This window comes from Mucilaginibacter ginsenosidivorax, assembly GCF_007971525.1.
Taxonomy (GTDB): Bacteria; Bacteroidota; Bacteroidia; order Sphingobacteriales; family Sphingobacteriaceae; genus Mucilaginibacter; species Mucilaginibacter ginsenosidivorax.
The window spans coordinates 553,194-574,025 of record NZ_CP042437.1; the positions used below are offsets into that span (position 1 = coordinate 553,194).

At 42.2% G+C, this 20,832-nt stretch carries 17 protein-coding genes; 5 read left to right on the forward strand and 12 right to left on the reverse strand.

What is annotated here, in order from left to right; all coding sequences use genetic code 11:
* Nucleotides 1-31 precede the first annotated feature (31 nt).
* Nucleotides 32-1,093, reverse strand: a complete 1,062-nt coding sequence (locus tag FSB76_RS02375) for an acyltransferase (RefSeq protein WP_147052002.1) — start codon at nt 1,091-1,093, stop codon at nt 32-34.
* 647 nt (nt 1,094-1,740) lie between these two features.
* Between FSB76_RS02375 and FSB76_RS02380 the strand changes: the two genes are divergently transcribed.
* The gene (locus FSB76_RS02380; protein WP_147052003.1) at nt 1,741-2,076 is read left to right on the forward strand and encodes a hypothetical protein; all 336 of its coding nucleotides are present in this window, start codon (nt 1,741-1,743) and stop codon (nt 2,074-2,076) included.
* A 75-nt stretch (nt 2,077-2,151) separates the two neighbouring features.
* A complete protein-coding gene (locus FSB76_RS02385) occupies nt 2,152-2,613 on the forward strand; it encodes a hypothetical protein (RefSeq protein ID WP_147052004.1) in 462 nt (153 codons plus the stop codon).
* A gap of 55 nt (nt 2,614-2,668) precedes the next feature.
* Here FSB76_RS02385 and FSB76_RS02390 read toward each other — a convergent pair whose 3' ends face one another.
* From FSB76_RS02390 to FSB76_RS02430, 9 genes are all read right to left on the reverse strand, one after another.
* Nucleotides 2,669-5,107: a TonB-dependent receptor gene (locus tag FSB76_RS02390; RefSeq protein ID WP_147052005.1), complete on the reverse strand. Its 2,439-nt coding sequence runs from the start codon at nt 5,105-5,107 to the stop codon at nt 2,669-2,671.
* A 245-nt stretch (nt 5,108-5,352) separates the two neighbouring features.
* Nucleotides 5,353-7,077: a M56 family metallopeptidase gene (locus FSB76_RS02395; RefSeq protein ID WP_147052006.1), complete on the reverse strand. Its 1,725-nt coding sequence runs from the start codon at nt 7,075-7,077 to the stop codon at nt 5,353-5,355.
* Nucleotides 7,078-7,080: 3 nt separating this feature from the next.
* Entirely contained in the window at nt 7,081-7,470 is a 390-nt protein-coding gene (locus FSB76_RS02400; protein ID WP_147052007.1) for a BlaI/MecI/CopY family transcriptional regulator, read from the reverse strand.
* 616 nt (nt 7,471-8,086) lie between these two features.
* Nucleotides 8,087-10,060, reverse strand: coding sequence for a sialate O-acetylesterase (locus FSB76_RS02405; RefSeq protein ID WP_147052008.1), 1,974 nt, complete (start codon nt 10,058-10,060; stop codon nt 8,087-8,089).
* 294 nt (nt 10,061-10,354) lie between these two features.
* The gene (locus FSB76_RS02410) at nt 10,355-11,884 is read right to left on the reverse strand and encodes a SusD/RagB family nutrient-binding outer membrane lipoprotein (RefSeq protein WP_147052009.1); all 1,530 of its coding nucleotides are present in this window, start codon (nt 11,882-11,884) and stop codon (nt 10,355-10,357) included.
* An 18-nt stretch (nt 11,885-11,902) separates the two neighbouring features.
* Nucleotides 11,903-15,352, reverse strand: a complete 3,450-nt coding sequence (locus tag FSB76_RS02415; protein WP_147052010.1) for a SusC/RagA family TonB-linked outer membrane protein — start codon at nt 15,350-15,352, stop codon at nt 11,903-11,905.
* Nucleotides 15,353-15,370: 18 nt separating this feature from the next.
* On the reverse strand, nt 15,371-16,408 hold the full coding sequence (locus FSB76_RS02420) for a FecR family protein (protein ID WP_147052011.1): 1,038 nt from the start codon (nt 16,406-16,408) through the stop codon (nt 15,371-15,373).
* A gap of 73 nt (nt 16,409-16,481) precedes the next feature.
* Complete coding sequence (locus tag FSB76_RS02425) at nt 16,482-17,108, reverse strand: RNA polymerase sigma factor (RefSeq protein WP_147052012.1); 627 nt, start codon at nt 17,106-17,108, stop codon at nt 16,482-16,484.
* A gap of 393 nt (nt 17,109-17,501) precedes the next feature.
* Nucleotides 17,502-17,813, reverse strand: a complete 312-nt coding sequence (locus FSB76_RS02430; protein WP_147052013.1) for a hypothetical protein — start codon at nt 17,811-17,813, stop codon at nt 17,502-17,504.
* 243 nt (nt 17,814-18,056) lie between these two features.
* Here FSB76_RS02430 and FSB76_RS02435 point away from each other — a divergent pair, with 243 nt between their 5' ends.
* Together FSB76_RS02435 and FSB76_RS02440 are read left to right on the forward strand one after the other, a co-directional pair.
* Nucleotides 18,057-18,770, forward strand: coding sequence for an SGNH/GDSL hydrolase family protein (locus FSB76_RS02435; RefSeq protein WP_147052014.1), 714 nt, complete (start codon nt 18,057-18,059; stop codon nt 18,768-18,770).
* 110 nt (nt 18,771-18,880) lie between these two features.
* Nucleotides 18,881-19,399 (forward strand): DUF2306 domain-containing protein, encoded by a 519-nt coding sequence (locus tag FSB76_RS02440; RefSeq protein ID WP_147052015.1) that lies wholly within the window; start codon nt 18,881-18,883, stop codon nt 19,397-19,399.
* Nucleotides 19,400-19,407: 8 nt separating this feature from the next.
* Here FSB76_RS02440 and FSB76_RS02445 read toward each other — a convergent pair whose 3' ends face one another.
* The gene (locus FSB76_RS02445) at nt 19,408-19,614 is read right to left on the reverse strand and encodes a helix-hairpin-helix domain-containing protein (RefSeq protein ID WP_147052016.1); all 207 of its coding nucleotides are present in this window, start codon (nt 19,612-19,614) and stop codon (nt 19,408-19,410) included.
* Nucleotides 19,615-19,728: 114 nt separating this feature from the next.
* On the opposite strand from FSB76_RS02445, the gene FSB76_RS02450 reads away from it, so the two are divergent.
* Complete coding sequence (locus FSB76_RS02450) at nt 19,729-20,217, forward strand: DUF2238 domain-containing protein (protein ID WP_225976396.1); 489 nt, start codon at nt 19,729-19,731, stop codon at nt 20,215-20,217.
* Nucleotides 20,218-20,456: 239 nt separating this feature from the next.
* Here FSB76_RS02450 and FSB76_RS02455 read toward each other — a convergent pair whose 3' ends face one another.
* A complete protein-coding gene (locus FSB76_RS02455) occupies nt 20,457-20,822 on the reverse strand; it encodes a response regulator (protein ID WP_147052017.1) in 366 nt (121 codons plus the stop codon).
* Nucleotides 20,823-20,832: the final 10 nt, after the last annotated feature.

Sequence of the window (20,832 nt, forward strand, 5' to 3'; positions counted from 1 at the left end):
TTTGCGGCTTATTAATTATTTGTATTGGTTGCTATCCAACCAAATGTTTAATTACCGGCACCTTGCTCATGCCATATACCAACAGCCACGACAGTAAAAAGCAAACAAAAGCTATTAAAAGAATACTTACCACCGGGTTAAAAATGGTAAAATTGATATCGTTTAAATCAAATATGTTTAGCACCAGGGCATGGCTTAAGTAAATGCCCAGGGTATATTTACCGGCATTATTACAAACGCGTTTCACCGTAGCATTAAGTTTTACTTTGGTGTATTTGGCTATCAAAAAAGCGCATGTGGCCAACGCAACAACAAAAGGGCCTACCGGCTCATAAAAGAAGGTTTTAAGCTCATGATCTTTTACCTGCAAATAGTAAGTACCCCAGCTAATTAAAGCCACCAGGGCTACGAACACAAGTGCAGCAATGTACGGCAACACCCGTAAGTTGAACCGCTTGTAAGTGAGGTAATGCCCTAATACCAGGTAGCCAATATAGCCTGTAAAATTATGAAGATCGACAGCGGTATTAAAGATGCTCAGATATGGTGTGGCCAACAGCATCGCCAAAAACCAGATCACCAAAAAATACAATATTTCCTTTTCGGTAGCATGCTGTACAAACTTACTTAAAACAGGAATAAACAGGTACAGCCCTATTAACAGGTACACATACCATAAATGATAATAAGCTCCTGATTTTAATTGATGTAAAACAAATTTCACATCCGGCCACAAATGACCGGTAAACGTAAACTCCTCGTTATACAGCCGGTAGGCAACATAAACCAGGCTCCAGAACAAAAAAGGAAGAATGAGCCTGCCAATCCGCTTTTTCAAAAAGTCGCCCAACTCATACTCACGATGCAGCAATAACGCCCCGGTTATCATCACAAAAACCGGCACCGCAAAACGTACCAGCGCGTTGTAAACATCGCCGGTAAGCCAGTTGAATAACGGCACACTTTTATAGCCAAAGAGCAAGGGCGAAGCAGTATGTAACACAATAACGGCAAACATGCTGATCAGCCGCAAATTATTTATCCATTCAATGTTGTGATCTTTATTGTTTACAACCGCTTCGCTAAATTTCATTGGCTAAACTTATACAATATTTTGATTTTGCAGTAAGGGTTTCGTTAATAGGCGACCAAATTTAGATTTTTATAGTTTTGATTGGTTACCATTATCACATATGCGTTTCGTCCTGGGAACAAATCACTTTTAAAAACTTGATGTAGAAAGAAGGTAACCCCTACGGGGCAAAAAGCACATTGGACATTTATTACAAACGGGTAGCCTCTACGAGGCACAATACTAAGAGGCTGTCTAAATTTGATTTAGATTACTTAAAGATCATTGCCGTTGACTTTAGTCAACGGAATAATGGCTGAAAGGTGAGTGGCTTTAGCCAAAGTCCGCTTGAATAATTTGGCTAAAGCCAGCAATTATAATTTTTTTACCGTTGACTGAAGTCAACGGCAATGAATAATTTCCGTTTTTAGACAGATTCTAACAACCTGTAAATAAATAGCAAGATTTTAAAAAAAAAGTGAATTTTTTTTTGAGGACGAGACAAGGCGCTTGCCTCGTAGAGGCTACCCGTTTGTAGAATAAAACGTCTAAAATTCTTTTATGCCCCGTAGGGGCTACCTATCTCAACATTAAAAGCTATTGCATGAGGTAATAAGTTTAAGCGCGATTTCCCTGCTTCATCTTTCCTAAAACATTATCTTTGCCCCATGCTGTCCAGGTTAATGAAATCGTTATTGGTAGTTACCTTGTTTTTCGCTTTACACTTAAGCGGACCAGGACAGGTACGCGCTTATACCGGCAAACAAGACAGCAATAAAGCGAGTGTTAAACAAAACACCCGCCATGACCAATTAATTGCCGAGACAGGTACCGAAATTAATGCACCGCTATTACAGGTTACGGTACATCCGGCAGCTTTTTTTAGTGCTATTGAGCTGGGTGCACCTTACACGCTTGCAAGGCTTAACATTAGCCAGGCTTCAAATGTGCCGCCGTCCCGGTTTTACCGGCTCATCCTTTTCCCCTTTCATGGTTTCTGGTAAATCCATGCTGATCTAATTTTTTTTAATTCTTCGCGTTTATTACAGCGCGTATTTATTCAATTTTAATTATCAAGCATGAACCATATAACGGAAAATGCCCTGGTTGCGGGCACCCTATTAGCTGTATTTATTATCCCGGTAGTGATCATCACCCGCCGGTCAAAACAAAAACGATTTGCGGCGCTAAACCAGCGCCTGCAGGCAATTGCAAATGAACACCACCTCAGTTTAAGCCGGTCGGAATTCATCGGCAATAAAATCATAGGCTGGGCGCAATCGGGCAAAGCCTTGCTTTTTGGAACTCAGGAAACCCTCACTGTAAACGATCTGAATAACGCTACCCGCTGCTATGTTTTAAAAAGCATGAATGGCACGGCGGTAAAATCAATCATTTTGCAAATTGCCGACCAGGCAAACCGGCAGCTTTGCAGCATACCATTTTACCAGCAATTTATTGACAATGAACTAAAGCTAAAACAACTGGAAACCCAGGCAAAAGACTGGGAGCAACTGCTAAACAGCCAGTTTCAAAAATAACTTATCCATTAAAGAATTAAGCCCCGACAAATTAGCCGGGGCTTAATTCTTTCTTTTAGTTCTTAACCCTGTTTTGCTCGCTTTCGGCACCATTCGCGTCGTGTTTGCGCAGGCCGGCAATGGTTTTACCAAAACGATAACTTAATGACAGCGCTATGTTACGACTGTCGGAAAGATTAGTCCAGTTGGCGCGGGTATTTGCCAGGTTGTTAATAACACCGCCGCCATTGAATGTATAAAAAATATCATTGGCCACCAGGCTAAGGGTGAACGATGGCGAAAACTTTTTAGATACAGAAGCATTAACACGCCCCCTGCTTACCGTTACAAACTGGGCGTTAGTTACTCTGCTTTGATAGCCACCATCCAGTTGGGTTGTCCAATCATGGGGCAGCTTAAACTTGAATACCGGCCTTATAAAAAAGTATGTTCCCTGCGTATTTAAGGTGCCGGTATAAAACCCGCTTACGGAGTGAATATTGGAAACCCTTGAATATAGGTGAAAATTAAGCCATTTAGCAAGATCGAAACCGGCATCGGCTGCTATGCCCTTTACCGTTATACTGCCTAAATTGCCTGGCCTGCTATAATAAATACCATTTACTATCTCAATAGTTTCGTTTACATCGTCCTGCGTATTGCTGTAGTTTAGGGTTACCGTAACGTTTTTACAGTTATAGGCCAGTTCAATGTTGTTGGTATACGATGGCTTAAGGAATGGATTACCGGTATAATAAGTAAACTTATCCAACGGCGATAAAAATGGATTTAAATCCTCGTAGTACGGCCTGTCAATCCGTCGTCCATAATTCAGACTGATGCTTTGGCTGCCTGCTGTGTCCAGTTTATATTGCAGATAAACGGTTGGAAACAAGCCATTATAATTTCGCTTAAATGTCGAATCGGATTTCTGCACATTGCCCAACTGGTGGCCGTTTGATGTAGTATTTTCAAACCTTAAGCCGGCTTGGGCCGAAAATCGTTTCCAGTCTTTACTTGTATTGATATAGGCGGCGTTTATTTGTTCTTTGTAAATAAAGTGGTTGGTTTTACCATAATCGGGGTTGGTTACATTGTTGATGGTATAAAAGTAGTTGGCAATATTATCGGTTTGTGTATTACTGATTTTAAGCCCGGCTTCCAGTTTAATACCGTTATTTAAAGGATGTGTATAATCTGTTTTGGCAGAATAGATGTGGATATTTTCGGGCAGGTTACCGGTAAGCAGGTCGTTACTTATCTCTGTTCCATCCGGTAAATAGCCTGTATTTAAGAACGATTGCTTTGTGCTGTTGTCGTAGTTCAAATAATCAAGGTCGACCGTAAGCTCCTGCCCTTTTTTGTTATACTGATGGCGGTAATTAAGATTTACATTGCCGTTTTTAAAGTTAATATGCTCCTTATTGTCGGCTACAATAGTCGAATCCAACACGTTAGCCGCATCCAATAATTTGCTGGTGTTACGGGTATTGATATCGCCGGGATTCAACAAGCCAAATAGATTAATGCCGATGGTAGTTTTATCAGATACATAATAGTCGGCCCCAAGCCTTAGGTTCAGGTTTTTTGTTTGCCTGCGGATAAATGAGTGCTGCAAAAAATTGGAGGCCGGGCTGCCATCATCGTTTAAAAAGTATCTGTTAATAACCAGGTCATTAAACGAATTAAAAGTACTATAGGCCAGGTTGCCAAATACATTGATTTTGTTGTCCCTGAAATTAAAATTAAAACTGTTGATGGTTTTACCGTACTTACCTTGCGTATAATTCATGTTAAGGCCACCGTTAAAGCCTTTCGCTTTATTTCTTTTTATGCGGATGTTGATTACGCCGCCATTCCCGGCGGCATCGTATTTAGCCGGCGGATTGGTCATTAGTTCAACCTGGTCGATAGTTGACGCCGGTAACGAGCGCAGGTAGTTTTGCAGATCCGTTCCCGATAAGTAGGTAGGCTTGTCGTCGATATAAATTTTAACGCTACCGCTGCCGTTAAGGCTGATCCCCCCATTCTGATCGACGATTACGCCAGGCGATTTATCAAGCACATCCATAGCCGTATTGCCACCATTACCAATCATGGCATCTACGTTTACAACAGTGCGGTCAATTTTGTGCTCAACCAACTGCTTTTGGCCAACAACGGCTACTTCTTTTAATTCTTTACCGGCAAGCTGCAAAATAACATCCGGCAGCGCCACATCTTTTTCAAACTTTAAAGGCGCACTTTTATAATTTTGATAACCTATCATGCTAACAGTTATCTTGTATTGTCCGGCTTTTACATTCTTAAAAACATAACCACCAATGGCATCGGCCACGCTGGTTTTTACCAGTGCCGAATCGGCAAGCTTGTATAAATAAACTGTAGCACCATCCAGCGGCCTGGCGTCGTTGCTTTTAATTTTACCTGTTATCGTTATCAAATTCTGGGCATTAGCTAATGTTGGGGCAATAAAAAGCCAGGCGGCTAAAAAAGCAGCAATTTTTAGTTTCATATTGATGTGTGTTAGGAGGTTTCTTTTAGGTCGATCTGTTATTTAATCTTAATATTTTTCAAATTTTGGGCATGGCAATTTCCGTTAGCCTGTTTAGGGTTGGTTAAAATTCATGCAGTCAGGATAATTTAGTGTTAAGTCAACAGTACTAAGCGGTAAGTCTAAAGTTGATTTTTTTCTTCTTTGACTTGGAACTTAAGACTTTTGGCTAAAGGCTATCCGTCAATTTATCGATGACACAACACTTATGGCTTGTCTGTTGTGGTTACTTTAGTATCGGTATCGTAATTATTAAACAAGGTCCATTGATTTTTGCCTGTCGCGGGCACAAACTTTTTCTTGTATTTCTGAAAAACATCATCCGGCTGTTTTACCCCGTTAATGATCATTTCACTTTGACTAAGTTTAAAAGAAACCTTAGGTGCATCAGCATCAATCAACCCGTCTTTTTTCAATTCGGCAGTAACCACCTCTCCTATACTTGGTTCGGCTGGTGCATGGTAAGGTTTATAGTCGGCTTTGTAAGCTGTTTTATACTCCTGTTTATTATAAGGCTTGTTGCCATAACCATAAGCGCTATTTGCCGGCTCAGTTGGTTTTGCAGTTTGTGTTCTGCTTTGGTTGATAGAATCGTTTTTTGCCAATTCTTTTTGTTCATCAAGCTTCCCGCTTAGTGTTCCAAGGCGGCCATGCAATCTGCCTAATTTACCTTTTAGGGTATCCAATGGTTTTGCTTTAGCCGGTGTATCTGCCGAAGCCGGGGTAGCTGCACCTAACGATGCGGTAAGTGCTGTTTTTGCTTCTTTCTTTGCATCAGCCGGTTTTAAATCAGCTTGATTTGATAAGGTATCATCTATAGGAAACAGTTCTTTTTTAACAGAAACAGCCGCATGCGATACTGTTTTACCTGTATTAATCAACATTTTATCAATCCTTTTGGCATTGCTAAAAGCCATAGTGAGCAAACCGGCGCTTAATAATAACACGGCCAAAACAGATCGTTCGCGAATATTAAGGCTGTGGTTATTGCCCGATGCCATGCGTTTAACCCTGTTAATCAACTGATCGCGCTTGCCGGGAAAAGCCATGGCGTAGGCTGGTGCCGATAGCTTAAACTCCTGGCAGCTTACCAGGGCCCTGATGTAGTTTACCTTGCTGCTTGTTTCCAGTACGGCTATATCATCGCAGCAGTTTTCCCGCTCGGCACGGATCAGGGCCGACAGCCATAGTACAGCCGGGTTAAAAAAGAAAATGATCTCGACGAAGCTTTGTAACAGGTTTATCAAATAATCTCTCCGGCGGATATGCGCCAACTCATGTACCAGGATCGCTTCAACTTCGGCAGGAGGCAAGGCAGTTAGCATACCAACCGGGATAAGGATCAATGGTTTCAAATGGCCAATTACCATAGGCACTTTTGCTATGCCCGATTCGGCAATGCCTATCATTTGCTTTATTCCCAGTTTTTGCGACAATGAAGCGACGCGTTTTTTCCAATAGTCATCAACAGTAAAAACAGACCTACGTCGCAAGTGATGCAGCCCCTGTAGCCCGGCCAATAACTGGAGGCTGCGCGCAAAAACCACCAAAAACCATATTAAAGCTATCAGTTGGACATGGGTATTCACATAGCTTATCCCTCTATCAATTGCCGAACCTGGCGTAAACCCGGCAACACCCAAAACAGGCATTTGCGGCGTTTGATTATGCGAAATGTAACTGACCGACGATATTTTATCTACCGTTGTTTGGTTAATTTCCCAAATGAATGTACCTATGGCCGCTAAAGCAAATAAGATGAGCGCGCCTACCATTAACGTGTAGCGTTTTGCCGCAGCCTGCCTGCGGGTAAACACCAATATAAGGCTTGTAACTACAGCAAGGATAACACCCTGCCACAACGAATGCAGCAGTGTATAGCTTAACGCTGCGGTGAAGCCCTGGGGCAGTAATTCATTCAGGTAAGTCATGGTTTATTCCTCCAGTTTTCTTAAAATTTCTTTTATCTCCTGTAATTCCTGGTCGCTTGTTTTTTTGTTGCCCAGCAACTGCATCACCAGTTTACTTGCCGATCCTTTGTACATCGAATCGACAAACTTATCCAGCAAATGCGATTTAGTTTTTTGCTCCTCTTCGGCCACACTGTAAATATGCTTCATCTGGCTTTCGTCCCGGTTAAGGATACCTTTATCGGCCATAATCTGCATCAACTTTAAGGTGGTTGTGTAATTTACCTCTTTCTGCTTCAGCAACTCATCATTAACCGCACGAACGGTCGACGGGCCCTTTTCCCATAAAACCTGTAATATTTCCAGTTCAGATTTTGTAGGTTCAAGCTGCTTGTTTTGTTGTGTTTCACTCATAACAATTCAAAGGTAGGAATATTTTCGTACGAAACAAATTTTAGGTAATAATTTTTTCGTACCTTTTGAGAACGACGTATAAATATGCCAGGAAGGCTATGGAAATAAATCATAACTAAAGAAACGACAAACGTAGTTAAATATTTATTTGCGCGCTATTTATCGACAGGTTATCTATGACATGTTGTACTGTCGAGGTGCGTAGGCCCAGTCTCCATGAAGCTGTCGAAGAGCCGCGCGGAGAGGCCTTTGCCCGCGATGGTTCGACAGGTACCCCCATGACAAGTTGAAAAACGAAAGTCATCCCGAACTTGTTTCGGGATCCCACAGGACAGGTGACCCGCATGAAGTACACTTAGCATGTGGGGTGCCGAAACAAGTTCGGCATGACATTGGCGATTAAATCGTTGTCATTTCCCCTTCAGAGTTTCGTTCCGACACCTTTTTTGGCCGGCAACGGGACAAACATTTGGGTATGATTAAGTTGTGTAAAACGCCAGGTTAGTGTTAACCATGATAAAATACAAACTACTTATTATCAAATAATTATAAAAGTAAAATTCAAATTCTGTTAAGTTATGTTAACCCACTTTACATGGATCTCCCTGCCCCTAAACTACTTTTTATTTAAAGTAACACCCGGCCATTCATCAGTACGGAACGGCGATGCAGGCAAACCCGCTGCGTTGTATAAATTACATACCGGGTTAATTCCCCAGGCGTAACGCACCGCTACCGGGTTGGTAACCTGCGGACTGCTCACTACAACTTTATCGCCAACAATTGCGGCATCGGCCCAATAAAATTTCTGGTCGGCACCGGCTATGGCAAATCCTTTTAGTGGCTGGCCGTCGGTGGTTTTAAGGCCGTCTGCAAATTTAAAGGAAAGCGTTATTTTATCATTATTGACGGCATACTTTTGAAATATTGGCCCCGAGTAATCAACCTTTTCGCCATAGGTTTTAGCAAGGGCAGCCAGTGCCAGCCTACGCCCTACTTCCTGCTTGTTTTTTGGGTGGATATCATACCCGCCCAAATCAATAGCAACGGCCATCCCTGTATTTGGCAGCGAGAGCGTTTTAAGTTGCGCTTCCCGCAATTCGGCCCAATCTGAAGCTGATGGCTGTGGTTCGGTGATGTAGTAATTGGCCAGTTGTACAAAATAAAACGGGAAGTTACCCTCGCCCCACCTGGTACGCCAATCATTAATCATGGTGGGGAATAACTGACGGTATTGGTACGCCCTGCCCGAGTTTGATTCGCCCTGGTACCAGATTGCGCCTTTAATAGCGTACTGGATAAAAGGGTTAATCATCGCGTTGAACAAAACAGAAGGCCTGTTGGGGCTTTTAGGATCGGTTGGAAAAGGCGGCATGTTTTTAAGGTTCATACCTATACGATACTGCCAGGCATTGTTTAACGGAATTTGCTGGCCATTATCATTAGCCAGGTATAGTAATTTGGCATCACTATAAAGGCCTCCATTGCCTGAGCCATCAAACACGCGGATGGTAATTATATTTTCTCCTGCCTTAACCAGGTTACCGGGTATGGTATACATCCTTGGCGTATTGTAACCCGCAGTTTCGCCAACTTTTTCGCCGTTGAACCAGGTAATATCGGCATCATCTACCGCGCCCAAGCTTAATTTAACCGGCTTGCCCGCCCAATCATCCGGAACAACTATTTTTTTATGTAACCAGATAACGCCATCAAAATTTGGCAAGGTTTTCTCCAAAATAGCCGGCAAAACCATATCGTGCCATTTAGCAACATCCAGATCTGCAGCCAGCCAAACCGGCTTACCCTGGTTATATCCCGAATCCTTTTCGGCAATAAGGTTTTGCCATTGCTGCGCCTTAAGCACGTAAGCTTTTTGGGCTTCTTCTTTATTCTCTGTTTCAACGGTGGTTACAGGTTCAACAAACTCAGGCATAGTTCGTAAAGCAGTGCCGCTTGTCCAGGCCTCGGCAATAGTTCCGCCCCATGAGGTGTGAATTAAACCTATGGGTATATTTGTTTTGCTATAAATTTCCCTTGCAAAAAAATAGGCAACCGACGAAAATTCGGCCACATTCTCGGGCGTGCAGGGCACCCACCCGCCTTTGGTTACTTTTGCATCGGCCAGGGGTACACTGCTGGTTATATGCTCAACCTGCAACAAGCGAATATTGGGGTAATTGGCCCCGGCTATTTCTTTTTCATAGTTATTTATCTTTCCCCAACCTGCAACAGGCATTTCCATGTTCGACTGGCCCGAGCATAACCACACCTCACCTATCATTACGTTCTTCAACTCCAGCGCCTCTCCATCCGAAATGGTGATGGTAAAAGGCCCGCCATAAGATGGGGTTCCAACTTTTATTTTCCAGTTTCCGTCGGCATCTGCTATGGTACTGTATTTTTTGTCCGACCAGGTTGTTGTTATCACTACCTTTTTACCGGCTTCGGCTTTCCCCCAAATAGCAGCCTTGGTTTTTTGCTGCAAAACCATATTATCGCTAAAAACAGATGGCAGGCTTACTTTGGCGCTGCTTAACTGCGCAGTAACCAAAAATGAAAACACGGTTAACAATAACGATTTGAACATAACTTAATTGATAGATGGTTTACTTTTCCTTGCGGATAAAAGTAGCACCTTAATTCAAATTATTTATCAATCGTTAACTTTATTACAAAACAACCGATTGGGATCGTGAAACCAATTCAATCCACCGAAAATAACCATCTGAATTACCCGCATAAAGCGTTTCAACCTGGCCGCGGTAAGGCCTGTAATTAAAACAGGCCAGTTTAACCAAACCCAAACCCGTTATTAAAATAAAAAGGAAGGGCAGCCAAACCCTTCCTTAAACCAATCTATCAATTTATTAACACGAATGCATTATTTATCCCACCACATCCTCGTAAGGAAATCATCGGCTCCCTGCCGCGCTATTGCAGCTGCGTAGGATGCGGCGTTAAGATTTTGCTCGGATATCGGGTACAACATCCTCCGGAATATTTTGCCGCCGGTGGCATTGCCTACATAATTATTAGGTACCAAAGCCGGATACCCGGTACGCCTGTAAGTAGCAAATACCTCCTGTGCATCCGGGAAAATTCCAATCCAAAACTGGGTATAAATCTGCGCCATTTTTTGATCAAGGGTACCTGCCGAATTAAACTTATGGTAATTGATATAGGTATTAATCTGGGCATCGCTTATAGCGCCCGCGCTGCCGCCGATAATAGCCCACTGGCGCATAGATGCAGCGATACCACTCTCGTACAACGACGATGCAGTAGCAGCGCTATACCAACCTCTGGATGCTGCCTCTGCCAGCAAGAAATAGCTTTCGGCAGCGGTAAATACCAAACGCGGAGAGTTTAAAAGCAGGATAGTTTTAGGATTAGGTTCAGAGTAAGTTACAAAATCAGCAGGCTTTGCATTTAACGAAGCCGACATACCTTTTTGTATTGATGAAGTAGTATCTGCAACGCCGCTATTGTAAACAATTGACACTACACCAAGGCGGGGATCTTTATTGGCTTTCAGATAGCTTATAAATGCATCCTGGTATTTACCGCCTTCTGTATTTGTACTGCCGTTTTGAGCGATATAATCACTGTTCCACAAATCATTTGCTAAGGGATTTTTGTTGATATCCTGGCCCGACCCAACATACGACACTTTGGCAATGTCGGCATCGTTTAATATCACACCGCCGGCAATGGCTTTTGTGGCCCATGACTGCGCCGAAGTTATATCAACCTTGGTCATGCGCATGGCACATCTTAACATTAACGAGTAGGCGAATTTTTTCCACTTGTCGGTACTTCCACCGTAAATAAGGTCGGCAGCGCCAAAAGTAGCCTTGCTGGCATCAAGCGACGTAGCGGCCTGGTCAAGTTCTTTTAGCATATCGGCATAAATATCTTTTTGCGCATCGTAGGCTGGCTTGTAAATTGAGCCGTTATAGCCTTGCGCTGCCTGAGAATATGGGATATCGCCATACAAGTCGGTAAGCCTGCTAAAACAATATACCCGCCAGATGCGTGCCTCGGCAACCAGGTTAACCTGCGATGCATCGGTACCAGCCGCTTTAATTACTTCAACCAGCTCATTTATCTCGTTAGGATAAGCGTTGGCGAACGCCGCAAACGACTGCTGGCTTTGAGCTAAAACGTATTTAGAGCCAAAACCTGCAACATCATTAAAGCTGGTGGTATACTGCATGGTACCCAGCAATAAATCGAGCATGCGGGCGGTGCCATCGTACTCGGCTTTGGTAAAAATGTATTGCGGAACAGCTTTTGACGATGCGTTGGGATTTACGTTTAGCGTATCGAAGTTTTTAGTACATGATTGTGTAGCTATAATGCCAAGCATCAACAGCAAACACGAAGTATATTTTGATATGTGTCTTTTCATCTTAATCAACTTTAGATATTAGAATTTAACGGCCAGGTTTACACCAAGTGAGCGGGTACGCGGCAAACCAATGGATTCAAAACCCTGCGTATTGCTGTTGGTGAAGCTTTCCTCGGGATCAAAATTCTTTGTCTTTTTGTAAAGCGTCCACAGGTTACGCGACACCAACGAAATACTTGCCGACTGAATATGAACCTTTTTAAGATCAAGGCCGGGCAAATTATATGACAAAATAACCTGGCGAAGTTTTACAAAGCTTCCATCATGTGTAAACAGGTCTGAATAAATTTTATAGTTGTCGTAATATGTACGTAAGCCACTTACCGGAACAGTGCGAGTATAAGCAGCTCCGGTTTGGTCTACACCGTTTAGCACTAAACCATTTTCACGACCGGGCAGCGTTGATTTCATTAAACCTAACCGGGTAGCATATACTTCCATTAATGAGAACACCTTATTACCAAACTTGCCATCAAGCAGGAAGTTCAATGAAAAGCGTTTGTACCTGAATTCGTTAGTTAAGCCCATGGTAAGCGGGGCAACGCTTTTGCCAAGCGGTTGGTATGATGATTGTACAGGCAAGCCGGTGGTTGAATTGAATACCACTTGCCCGCTGCTGTTTTTCACCATATGTGTGCCATATAAAGTACCGAATGACATTCCCTCGGTATTATTTAACAGCGCGTACCCATTTACCGATGTCGCCATTTGAATGGTTGAGAGGCCAGGGGCAAGTTTTACTACCTTATTGTCGTTATATGCAACATTATAGTTAACATTCCAGCTAAACTCTTTTGATTTTATTGGCGAACCGTTTAAAGCAACCTCAATACCTTTGTTACGTACCTCGCCTACGTTGAGGATCACATTATTATAACCCGAAGTTGATGAGATAGCTGTATTTACGATATCATTTGTTGTTTTACGATCATATAAGGTAACATCAATACCTAAGCGATTTTGCAGCATCTGCAGTTCAAGACCGGCCTCGGTAGTTGTAGAGGTGTAGGGCTTGAGGGCGCTATTGGTAATGTTATTGCTGGTAACATTTTGCAATGGCTGTCCTGCACTTGGAACATTGCTATAAGTAAGATTAATTACATAAGGATCAGGTGCACCACCACCTACCTGCGCCCAGGAGGCTCTTAATTTGGCAAGGGTAAAAAACTGGGGCAGCGTAACAGCATCTGACAATATAAAGCTACCACCCACACTTGGATAAAAAATGCTGTTGTTTTTTGAGCTTAATGTCGAAAACCAATCCTTCCGGCCGGTGAACGATAAGAATACCAGGCTTTTGTAGTCGAAATCGGCCGAACCAAATATCGAGTTGGTTACTATTTTGGCGTTATAAGGAGTAGTTGACGTTGTAGCAAGGTTAGTTGAACTGTAAAAATAAGGGATAACAAACTGCGAACCATTTACGGTTTGCTGATTGGTGATGTTTTTACGGCTGTTTACGCCACCTAATACCGCGCCATTAAAATCGCTTACAATTTTTGTTTTGTACGATACAGTTACCAGTTCGTTGGTTTCAGAAACATCTGATTTTATAGCCTGGTATTGCCCGTTAGGAACGTACAATGTACCGGTAGGTAATATGTTTGAATAATTGTAATTAAAAAAGTCGCGACTTAGGGTGGCTTTAAAAATCAGGTTTGTTATCGGCGTGTACGATACTGATCCCTGGCCTATAAAGCGGTCTTTTACGTCATCTTCTTTAAATTTATTAATCACAAAGTAACCGTTTGAAGCGATGGCGGCATCATTCCACACCTGCTCATTACCATTGGCATCGTACCCGGGTTTAAGCCAGCGCACATCAACGGTATTAGCAACCTCAAGTGGGGTCCAGTTAGGGTTGCCCAATGCATCGCCTGCGCCGGTGCGGTTGTGGCCCGTTTCGATGTTGTACTGCGCTAATGCTTCAATAGATATTTTGCTGGTTAACTTACTGGTTAAAGCCAGGTTAAAGGTTTTACGATCATAGGTTGTACCTGGCAAAATACCCTTGCTATTCAGGTCGGCAGCCGAGAAACGATATGTGATGGCCTCATTTCCGCCCAAAAATGCAACGCTGTTGGTGTAGGTGCTTCCGGTTTGATAATAATTTTTAAGGTTATTTTTTTGAGCCGTATAAGGGTGTGTTTTACCATCAACAGCAACATAATCTGTCGAACCGTCAATTTTTGCACCCCATGAACGCCTGCCGGTACCCTGGGCGGTGGCCAGCGTTGTCGGTTTTACGCCTCCGTCACCCTGTCCGTATTCATATTGATAATCAGGAAAAACTGCAACATTATCATAGGTAGCGGTTGAATTATATTCAATTCCTACCCCTTTTTGAACCCTTCCTTTTTTGGTGGTAATCAATATAACACCGTTTGCGGCCCGCGAACCGTACAAAGCTGCTGCAGTACCTCCCTTTAACACACTGATAGATTCAATATCATCGGGATTTAAAGCAGCTATACCATCACCACGGTCAACGTTGTTGGTAATACCATTAACAGTTGGCGCACCACCCGGTACACTATTATCAATAGGCATACCGTTTACCACGTACAGGGGTTGGTTATCGCCTGCAAGGCCACCATTACCACGTATAACTATACGGCTTGAACCGCCGGGGCCTGTTGATAAACCAGCAGCATTTACGCCCGCAACCTTACCTGTTAAAGCATTGGCAACGTTATTTTCGCGGGCCTGGGTAAACTCGGTTCCTTTAACTTCGGTAACAGAGTAGCCTAATGATTTTCTTTGCTTACTGATACCGAGTGCAGTTACCACAACCTCGTTAAGGGTGCTGTTATTCTGTTTCAGTTTTATTTGAACAGGCAATGATAAATCGGTTACAGTAACTTCCTCTTTATTATAACCAATGTAAGCAACCAATAAGGTTAATGGTTTCCCGGTGAATTTATCCGGAACAACCAGTTTAAAATTACCGGATACATCAGTCGAAGTCCCGATTTTAGGATCGGCTTTCAGATATACCGATGCGCCTATAACCGGCAGGCCGTCTTTTTCGTCAACCACCTTGCCTATTAAAACAGCGGCAACTACGGGAGCCGTATAAACGGCTGTTTCTTTTATCGAATAGATAGAGATTTGGCTGTTACTGATTTTACGGTATTCCAGCTGAAAAAATGATAATAATTGTTTCAGGTTGTCATCAAGGTTAAACTGCCTGGCGTTGTTAAATAAGCTAACCGGGATAAATTTATTATCCAACAACCCTTCCTGGTAAGCAATTTGCACATTAAATTGCTTTTTGATGTTTTCAAGCGCATCCTTTAACAGCACTTTGTTTTCGGCAACCTGCTGCATGGCGTAGCCCGGGGCTTTGGTATGAAACCTGTTATTGCTGGTAAGCGCCAGCTGGGCGTAGCCGTAAACCGACTGGCCAAGCAACACCAACAAGAAACAGCAACATTTTAAAAAAGTTGAAAAGTCAAATTTTCGCATAAATGAGTTGTTTAGGGGTTAATTTTTTGTGATTGTGATCTTTTTGTCTGATTGGGTGACCTTTACCGATAACGTAGTTGAGATTGTTTCCAAAAGTTCGTCAACGTTTGATACACTTATCTCACCTTCAATTTTCAGATTGGCAATAGCCGGGTCGGTATAATCAATGTGATACCCATAATCGTCGGTCATGACTTCGCCGATTTGTGATAACGTAGCATTGTTAAAAAGTAATTGGTGGTTTGTCCACTGTGTTAATTTCTCGGGCACAGCAAGCTTCTTTTGGGTTACCACTTTCCGGTGAGCGTATTCCACGTAATCGCCCGGTTTCATCACCAGCAACCGGTTATCGTGCGATGCCTGGTCGAGATATTCGAGCATAATTTTACCACTTACCAGGCCTACATTGGTTTTATTATGCCTGTTACGTACGTTAAAGGAGGTGCCTAACACTTCGATATTAACATCGTTGCAATGCACAATAAATCTTTCGGTAGCTTTTATATGGCGGGGGTCTTTATTAATATGTTTTACACTAAAAAACCCTTCACCGCTAATCCAAACTTCTCTTGCCTTTTTGTCCCAGTTATTGGCATATGTTAATTTGGAGTTGCCGTTAAGTATCACTATCGAATTATCTGGCAGGGTAACTGTCCGCAATTCGCCAAAAGCGGTAACTACTTCATTTTTCGAGTTGTATTTCAGCATCCAGAAAGCTATGCCTGCTGATGATACCAATAAGATCATTGCTGCTACACGCAGGAATGTGTTTAAGCGGAATACTTTTTGTTTTTCTGCCTTTTTACCGTGTAAAGTACCTTCAATACGGTTCCAGACTTTTTGTTGATTTGCTTCGTTTGTAAAAACATCCTGCTTGCGGTAGGCTAATATAATTTGGGCAGCTTCATCAATGTTTTCTTTTTGCACAGGATACATAGCTGTAACCGATTGCCAGAAGTTGATGTCATTTTTAGTAGGGCTGATAACAAACTGAATAAAATCGTCATCATCTAAAAAATCCTGTAGGGTATAAGTGCCGTATTTTGCAATCTCCATGCTATATAAGTTTCTGATTTTAACCTTATATACATGAGCATGCGGGAATTATCCCTCCTTAATAAAAATAAATTTAATTTGCGTGAATATGGGTACCTAAACAGCCATAAAGGCCAATAACAATAACCAGTTTTGAGGTTTTTAGCGCACCCTGCAAGTTATTGAATGCCTTGTAGAGCAGTTTGTATGTGGAGTTGATGTTGATTTCCATAATGTCGGATATCTCTTCATAGCCCAGGCCTTCGTAAAAACGCAGGTAGATGATTTCCTGCTGCCTGGCCGGCAAAGTTTTTACCACCGTTTTTATTTTATGCTGAAGCTCGCGTTCCTCTTCATTGGCAATAATCTGGTGATCAAAGGATATCTCGAAAGAAAAATTGTAATCGGTTTCCGATTCTAAATCGACAAAACGCGATTGCCCCTGCATTTTGCGAAAAATAATACCGCGCAACGATTTGTACAGGTAATTTTTTACCGATGCCGGGGTTCCAAGGGTTGCCCTGTTTGTCCAAAGTTTAATAAACAGGTCATGTATTGCATCTTCAATAATATTTACGTCGCGGGTAAATTTGTACCCGTAATTATTAAGTACTTTAAAATGGTTATTATAAAGCTGTGTGTAGGCATCCCAGCTGCCCTCTTTAAAGGCAAGCCAGGTTGCAACATTGTCGTCGTAAATACCTACAATACTTTCAGACATAATTAAGCCAAAATCATCTACTTTTTAAAAAATGAATTTAAGTACAATGTAATGAATTATAACAATCATTTTACATAAACTTTAAATTATAATTATGCCCGCAAAAGGCAAGCTTTCAAATAGGCTAACTCAATTAACGTAGAAACTGGTTGCTGATTAAACGAAAAAAACTCGCCTTAATAATCTAAAGAACGATACATTCGCTTTGGGCGTGCTTTATAATTACCATGTATTATGGGATAATTGTTTGATAACTTGTTTGTCCAAACAAATTTCATGGCCATCTCTTGCTTGTAAATGCCCGATAATGCCATTACTCGGCTCATAAAAAAAACTCCGTCCTGCTTGCTCAGAGGGCGGAGTTTTTTATTGAAAAATATTTTGGTTTAATTATTAAGAAGCTTTTGCCAGTTTGTAACCGGGCTCGGCAGTTAATGTACGCTTTACAGTAGGGATGGCAGGCTCCTGGTATTTATCTTTCAATTTTTTAAATATCTGGAAGCTAAAGGCGTCTTTCATTGGTAAATTCCATTTAGCAATAGACGCCGGGTGTAGTTGCAAACTATCAGTTGGCACCCTTAAGTTCATGTGATTGATGTGTGTGAGGCCGGTAGTTTTATCGGTATCAAATATCACAAATGTATCAATTACATTACCCTGGGCATCTGTGTAAATTACTGACTCATGCTCGTTAAAAGTTTTCATAGTGTTAATAGATATACACTGATAACAAGAAAGCAGTGCAAAGGTTTTATAACTATTAATTAATTTTATTTTAAACAAACTTAATTAATTAAGAATGCAGCATTAAAACCATTTTTCTTCATCAAAAAAATAGTTCTTTTCACATACTGTTGGCTCTCCTTTGCTGCACCTTTCGTGCACCTAACATAACCTTACTGCGGCGGAGAAATTTCCGCTATTTTTGTTTAAACCGAAAAAGCAGCTATGAAATACATTTACTCCCTGGTACTGGCTATTTTTTTTTCCGTGAACCTGTTTGCCCAACAAAGCAAACCTGATACCGCAAAAGAAGATTTTAAAGACGATTGGGCTGCCCTATCGCACTACAAAAAAGAAAACCAACAGTTAGGCGAACCCAAACCCGGCGAAAAACGCGTGGTGTTTTTAGGCAGTTCGATATTTGAGTTCTGGAAGGCCAGGGTGCCCGATTTTTTTGCCGGCCGCCAGTATCTCGACCGTGGCATTGCCGGTCAGATTTCGCCGCAGTTGTTGATACGTTTCAGGCAGGATGTAATTGATTTAAAAGCCAGAGCGGTTATTATACTGGCCGGCAGTAACGATATTGCCGCGAATACCGGGCACGTGAGCAACCAAACTATTATGGATAATATACGTTCGATGGCCGAATTGGCTAAGCTGCATGGTATCAAAGTAATCCTTTGCCAGTACCTCCCGGTATTTGATTATCCATGGCGTAAAGGCCTTAAACCGGCCGATAAGATTATCAGCTTAAACAAAGAAATTAAGGCCTATGCCGAGGCTAATAACTTTACCTTGCTCGACTATTTCTCGCCACTGGCCGATGAGCGCAACGGGCAAAAGGCCGAATTAACAACCGATGGTGTACACCCCAATGTGGCGGGCTATAAAATTATGGCAAAGGTAACCGAAGAAGCTATAGCCAAGGCCTTAAAATAACCGCTTGTTTAATAGCAACTTGCAAATGTAACGGCATTTATGTAGCTTAGAACTACCGGTGGCACAACCGGTAGTTTTAAACACATGCTATCACCTTAAAACATCACATCATGCCTAATCACCTGTCCCCACTCGGAATTTTTCACACTGCTATCAGTATCCTTGCCGTACTTGTTGCCCTTTATGCTTTGTTTCGCCAGGGAAAAATCGATCCTAAAAGCGGTCCCGGCAAATTGTATATCCTGTTTACTGTTATCGGTTGCCTTACAGCCCTTCCCATCATGAAAACTGGGCACTTTACTGCGGGCCATGGCCTGGCTATTATCGTTTTAGTAGTGTTGCCTTTGGGTATTTACGCCAAATCAATTGGCTTTTTAGGCAAGTCGGCCGAATATGTACAGGTTTTTATCATGTCGCTCACCTTGTTTTTTTCTATGATACCGGCTACTATCGAAACCTTAACCAGGCTACCCATCAGTCATCCGCTGGCCGCAGACCCTAATGATCCCGTAGCAAAAATGGGCCTGATGACGCTTGTTGCCGTATTTGTGATAGGCGTTTTATACCAGCTATTGAAAATCAGGTCGAAAAGAAAAACGACCGGAACACCCGATATCAATTTAAGCTGATAGTGCATTTACATTTGCCTAAACGCAATATTCCTTTCGGCCATTAATGCTTTAAGTATTTGCAGGCCTTTTTTGCCTGTGCCATGTAATTTCATAAAATCAGCTTCGCGCCAGGCAGCTAACTGATTTATATCCGTTATTCCGGCGTTGGCTAAGGCGCGCTGTGCCGGGTTCGACAGTTTATGCAATGGGTTGTCGATGCTGTTGTCTTTCATCTTTATTAGGTTTAATACTCAAATTTAACACTTGTATCCCTTTACAACGCGGTACCGGCGCGACAAATCATCGGGCTGGTTGCGACTATCCGAAATTAATACCCATATTGTAGCATGAAAAAATACTACCTGTTAGTGTTCTTGTTTTTTGCCGGCTTAATAGGCTCGGCCATATATCCGCATGATTATTTTACCTGGATATTGGAAGTTTTTCCGGCAATTTTAGGTTTTATCGCCCTGGTTTTAACATTCAATAAATTCAGGTTCAGCTATTTTACCTACATCATGATACTGGCGCATTGTTATGTTTTGTTTATAGGCGGCCATTATACCTACGCGCTTGTGCCGCTGTTTGATTGGGTAAAAGATATTTTTCACCAGGCACGTAATAACTACGATAAAGTTGGCCATTTTACCCAGGGCTTTGTACCTGCCCTGATAGCCCGGGAACTATTTATCAGGAAAAACATTATTCAAAAACGCGGCTGGCTGGCCGTGCTAACCGTTTGCGTTTGTACCACCATCAGCGTATTATATGAGTTTATAGAGTGGTTTGTATCCGTGGCTTCCGGCTCAAGCGGCGATTCATTTTTAGGCACCTAGGGCGATATCTGGGATACGCAATCAGACATGCTTTTTGCCATGATAGGCGCAAGCTTTATGGTTATATTTTTTGCAAAATTACAGGATAAGCAGATAAAAAATTCAGGTTTGGCAAAATAAAGTGAACTACACCTTATTTAATATTTGCCTGGTACCGGCGGCTATCATCAATAGCATAACCAGGGGCTAAGTTGCCTAACATTACCCGGCCCTGACAGGAAACTAAATTTAACTATTAATTAAGCTGCGCGTTTCAAATAATGATCAACCAGCCGGGTCAAATCCGCAAGTTCAAATGGCTTGCTTAACCAGGCGTCGGCACCGCATGCCTTGGCAATATCGGCCAGATCAGGATAACCGGAGATCAATATTACCGGAATGTGGTACGTTAAAGGATGCTTTTTAATGGCAACACAAAGTTCGCTGCCAAAACCGTCTTTTAGTTTATGATCAACCAATACCATATCCGGCATGTGTAATATAACGCCCTTTATCGAGTTTTTATCAAACGAGGCAACGGTTTGATACCCCTCTTGGTGCAGGATCATCTGTATCGCGTCAGACAGATCTGCATCATCTTCAACTACAAATATTTTTTTACTCATAGGTTTATTA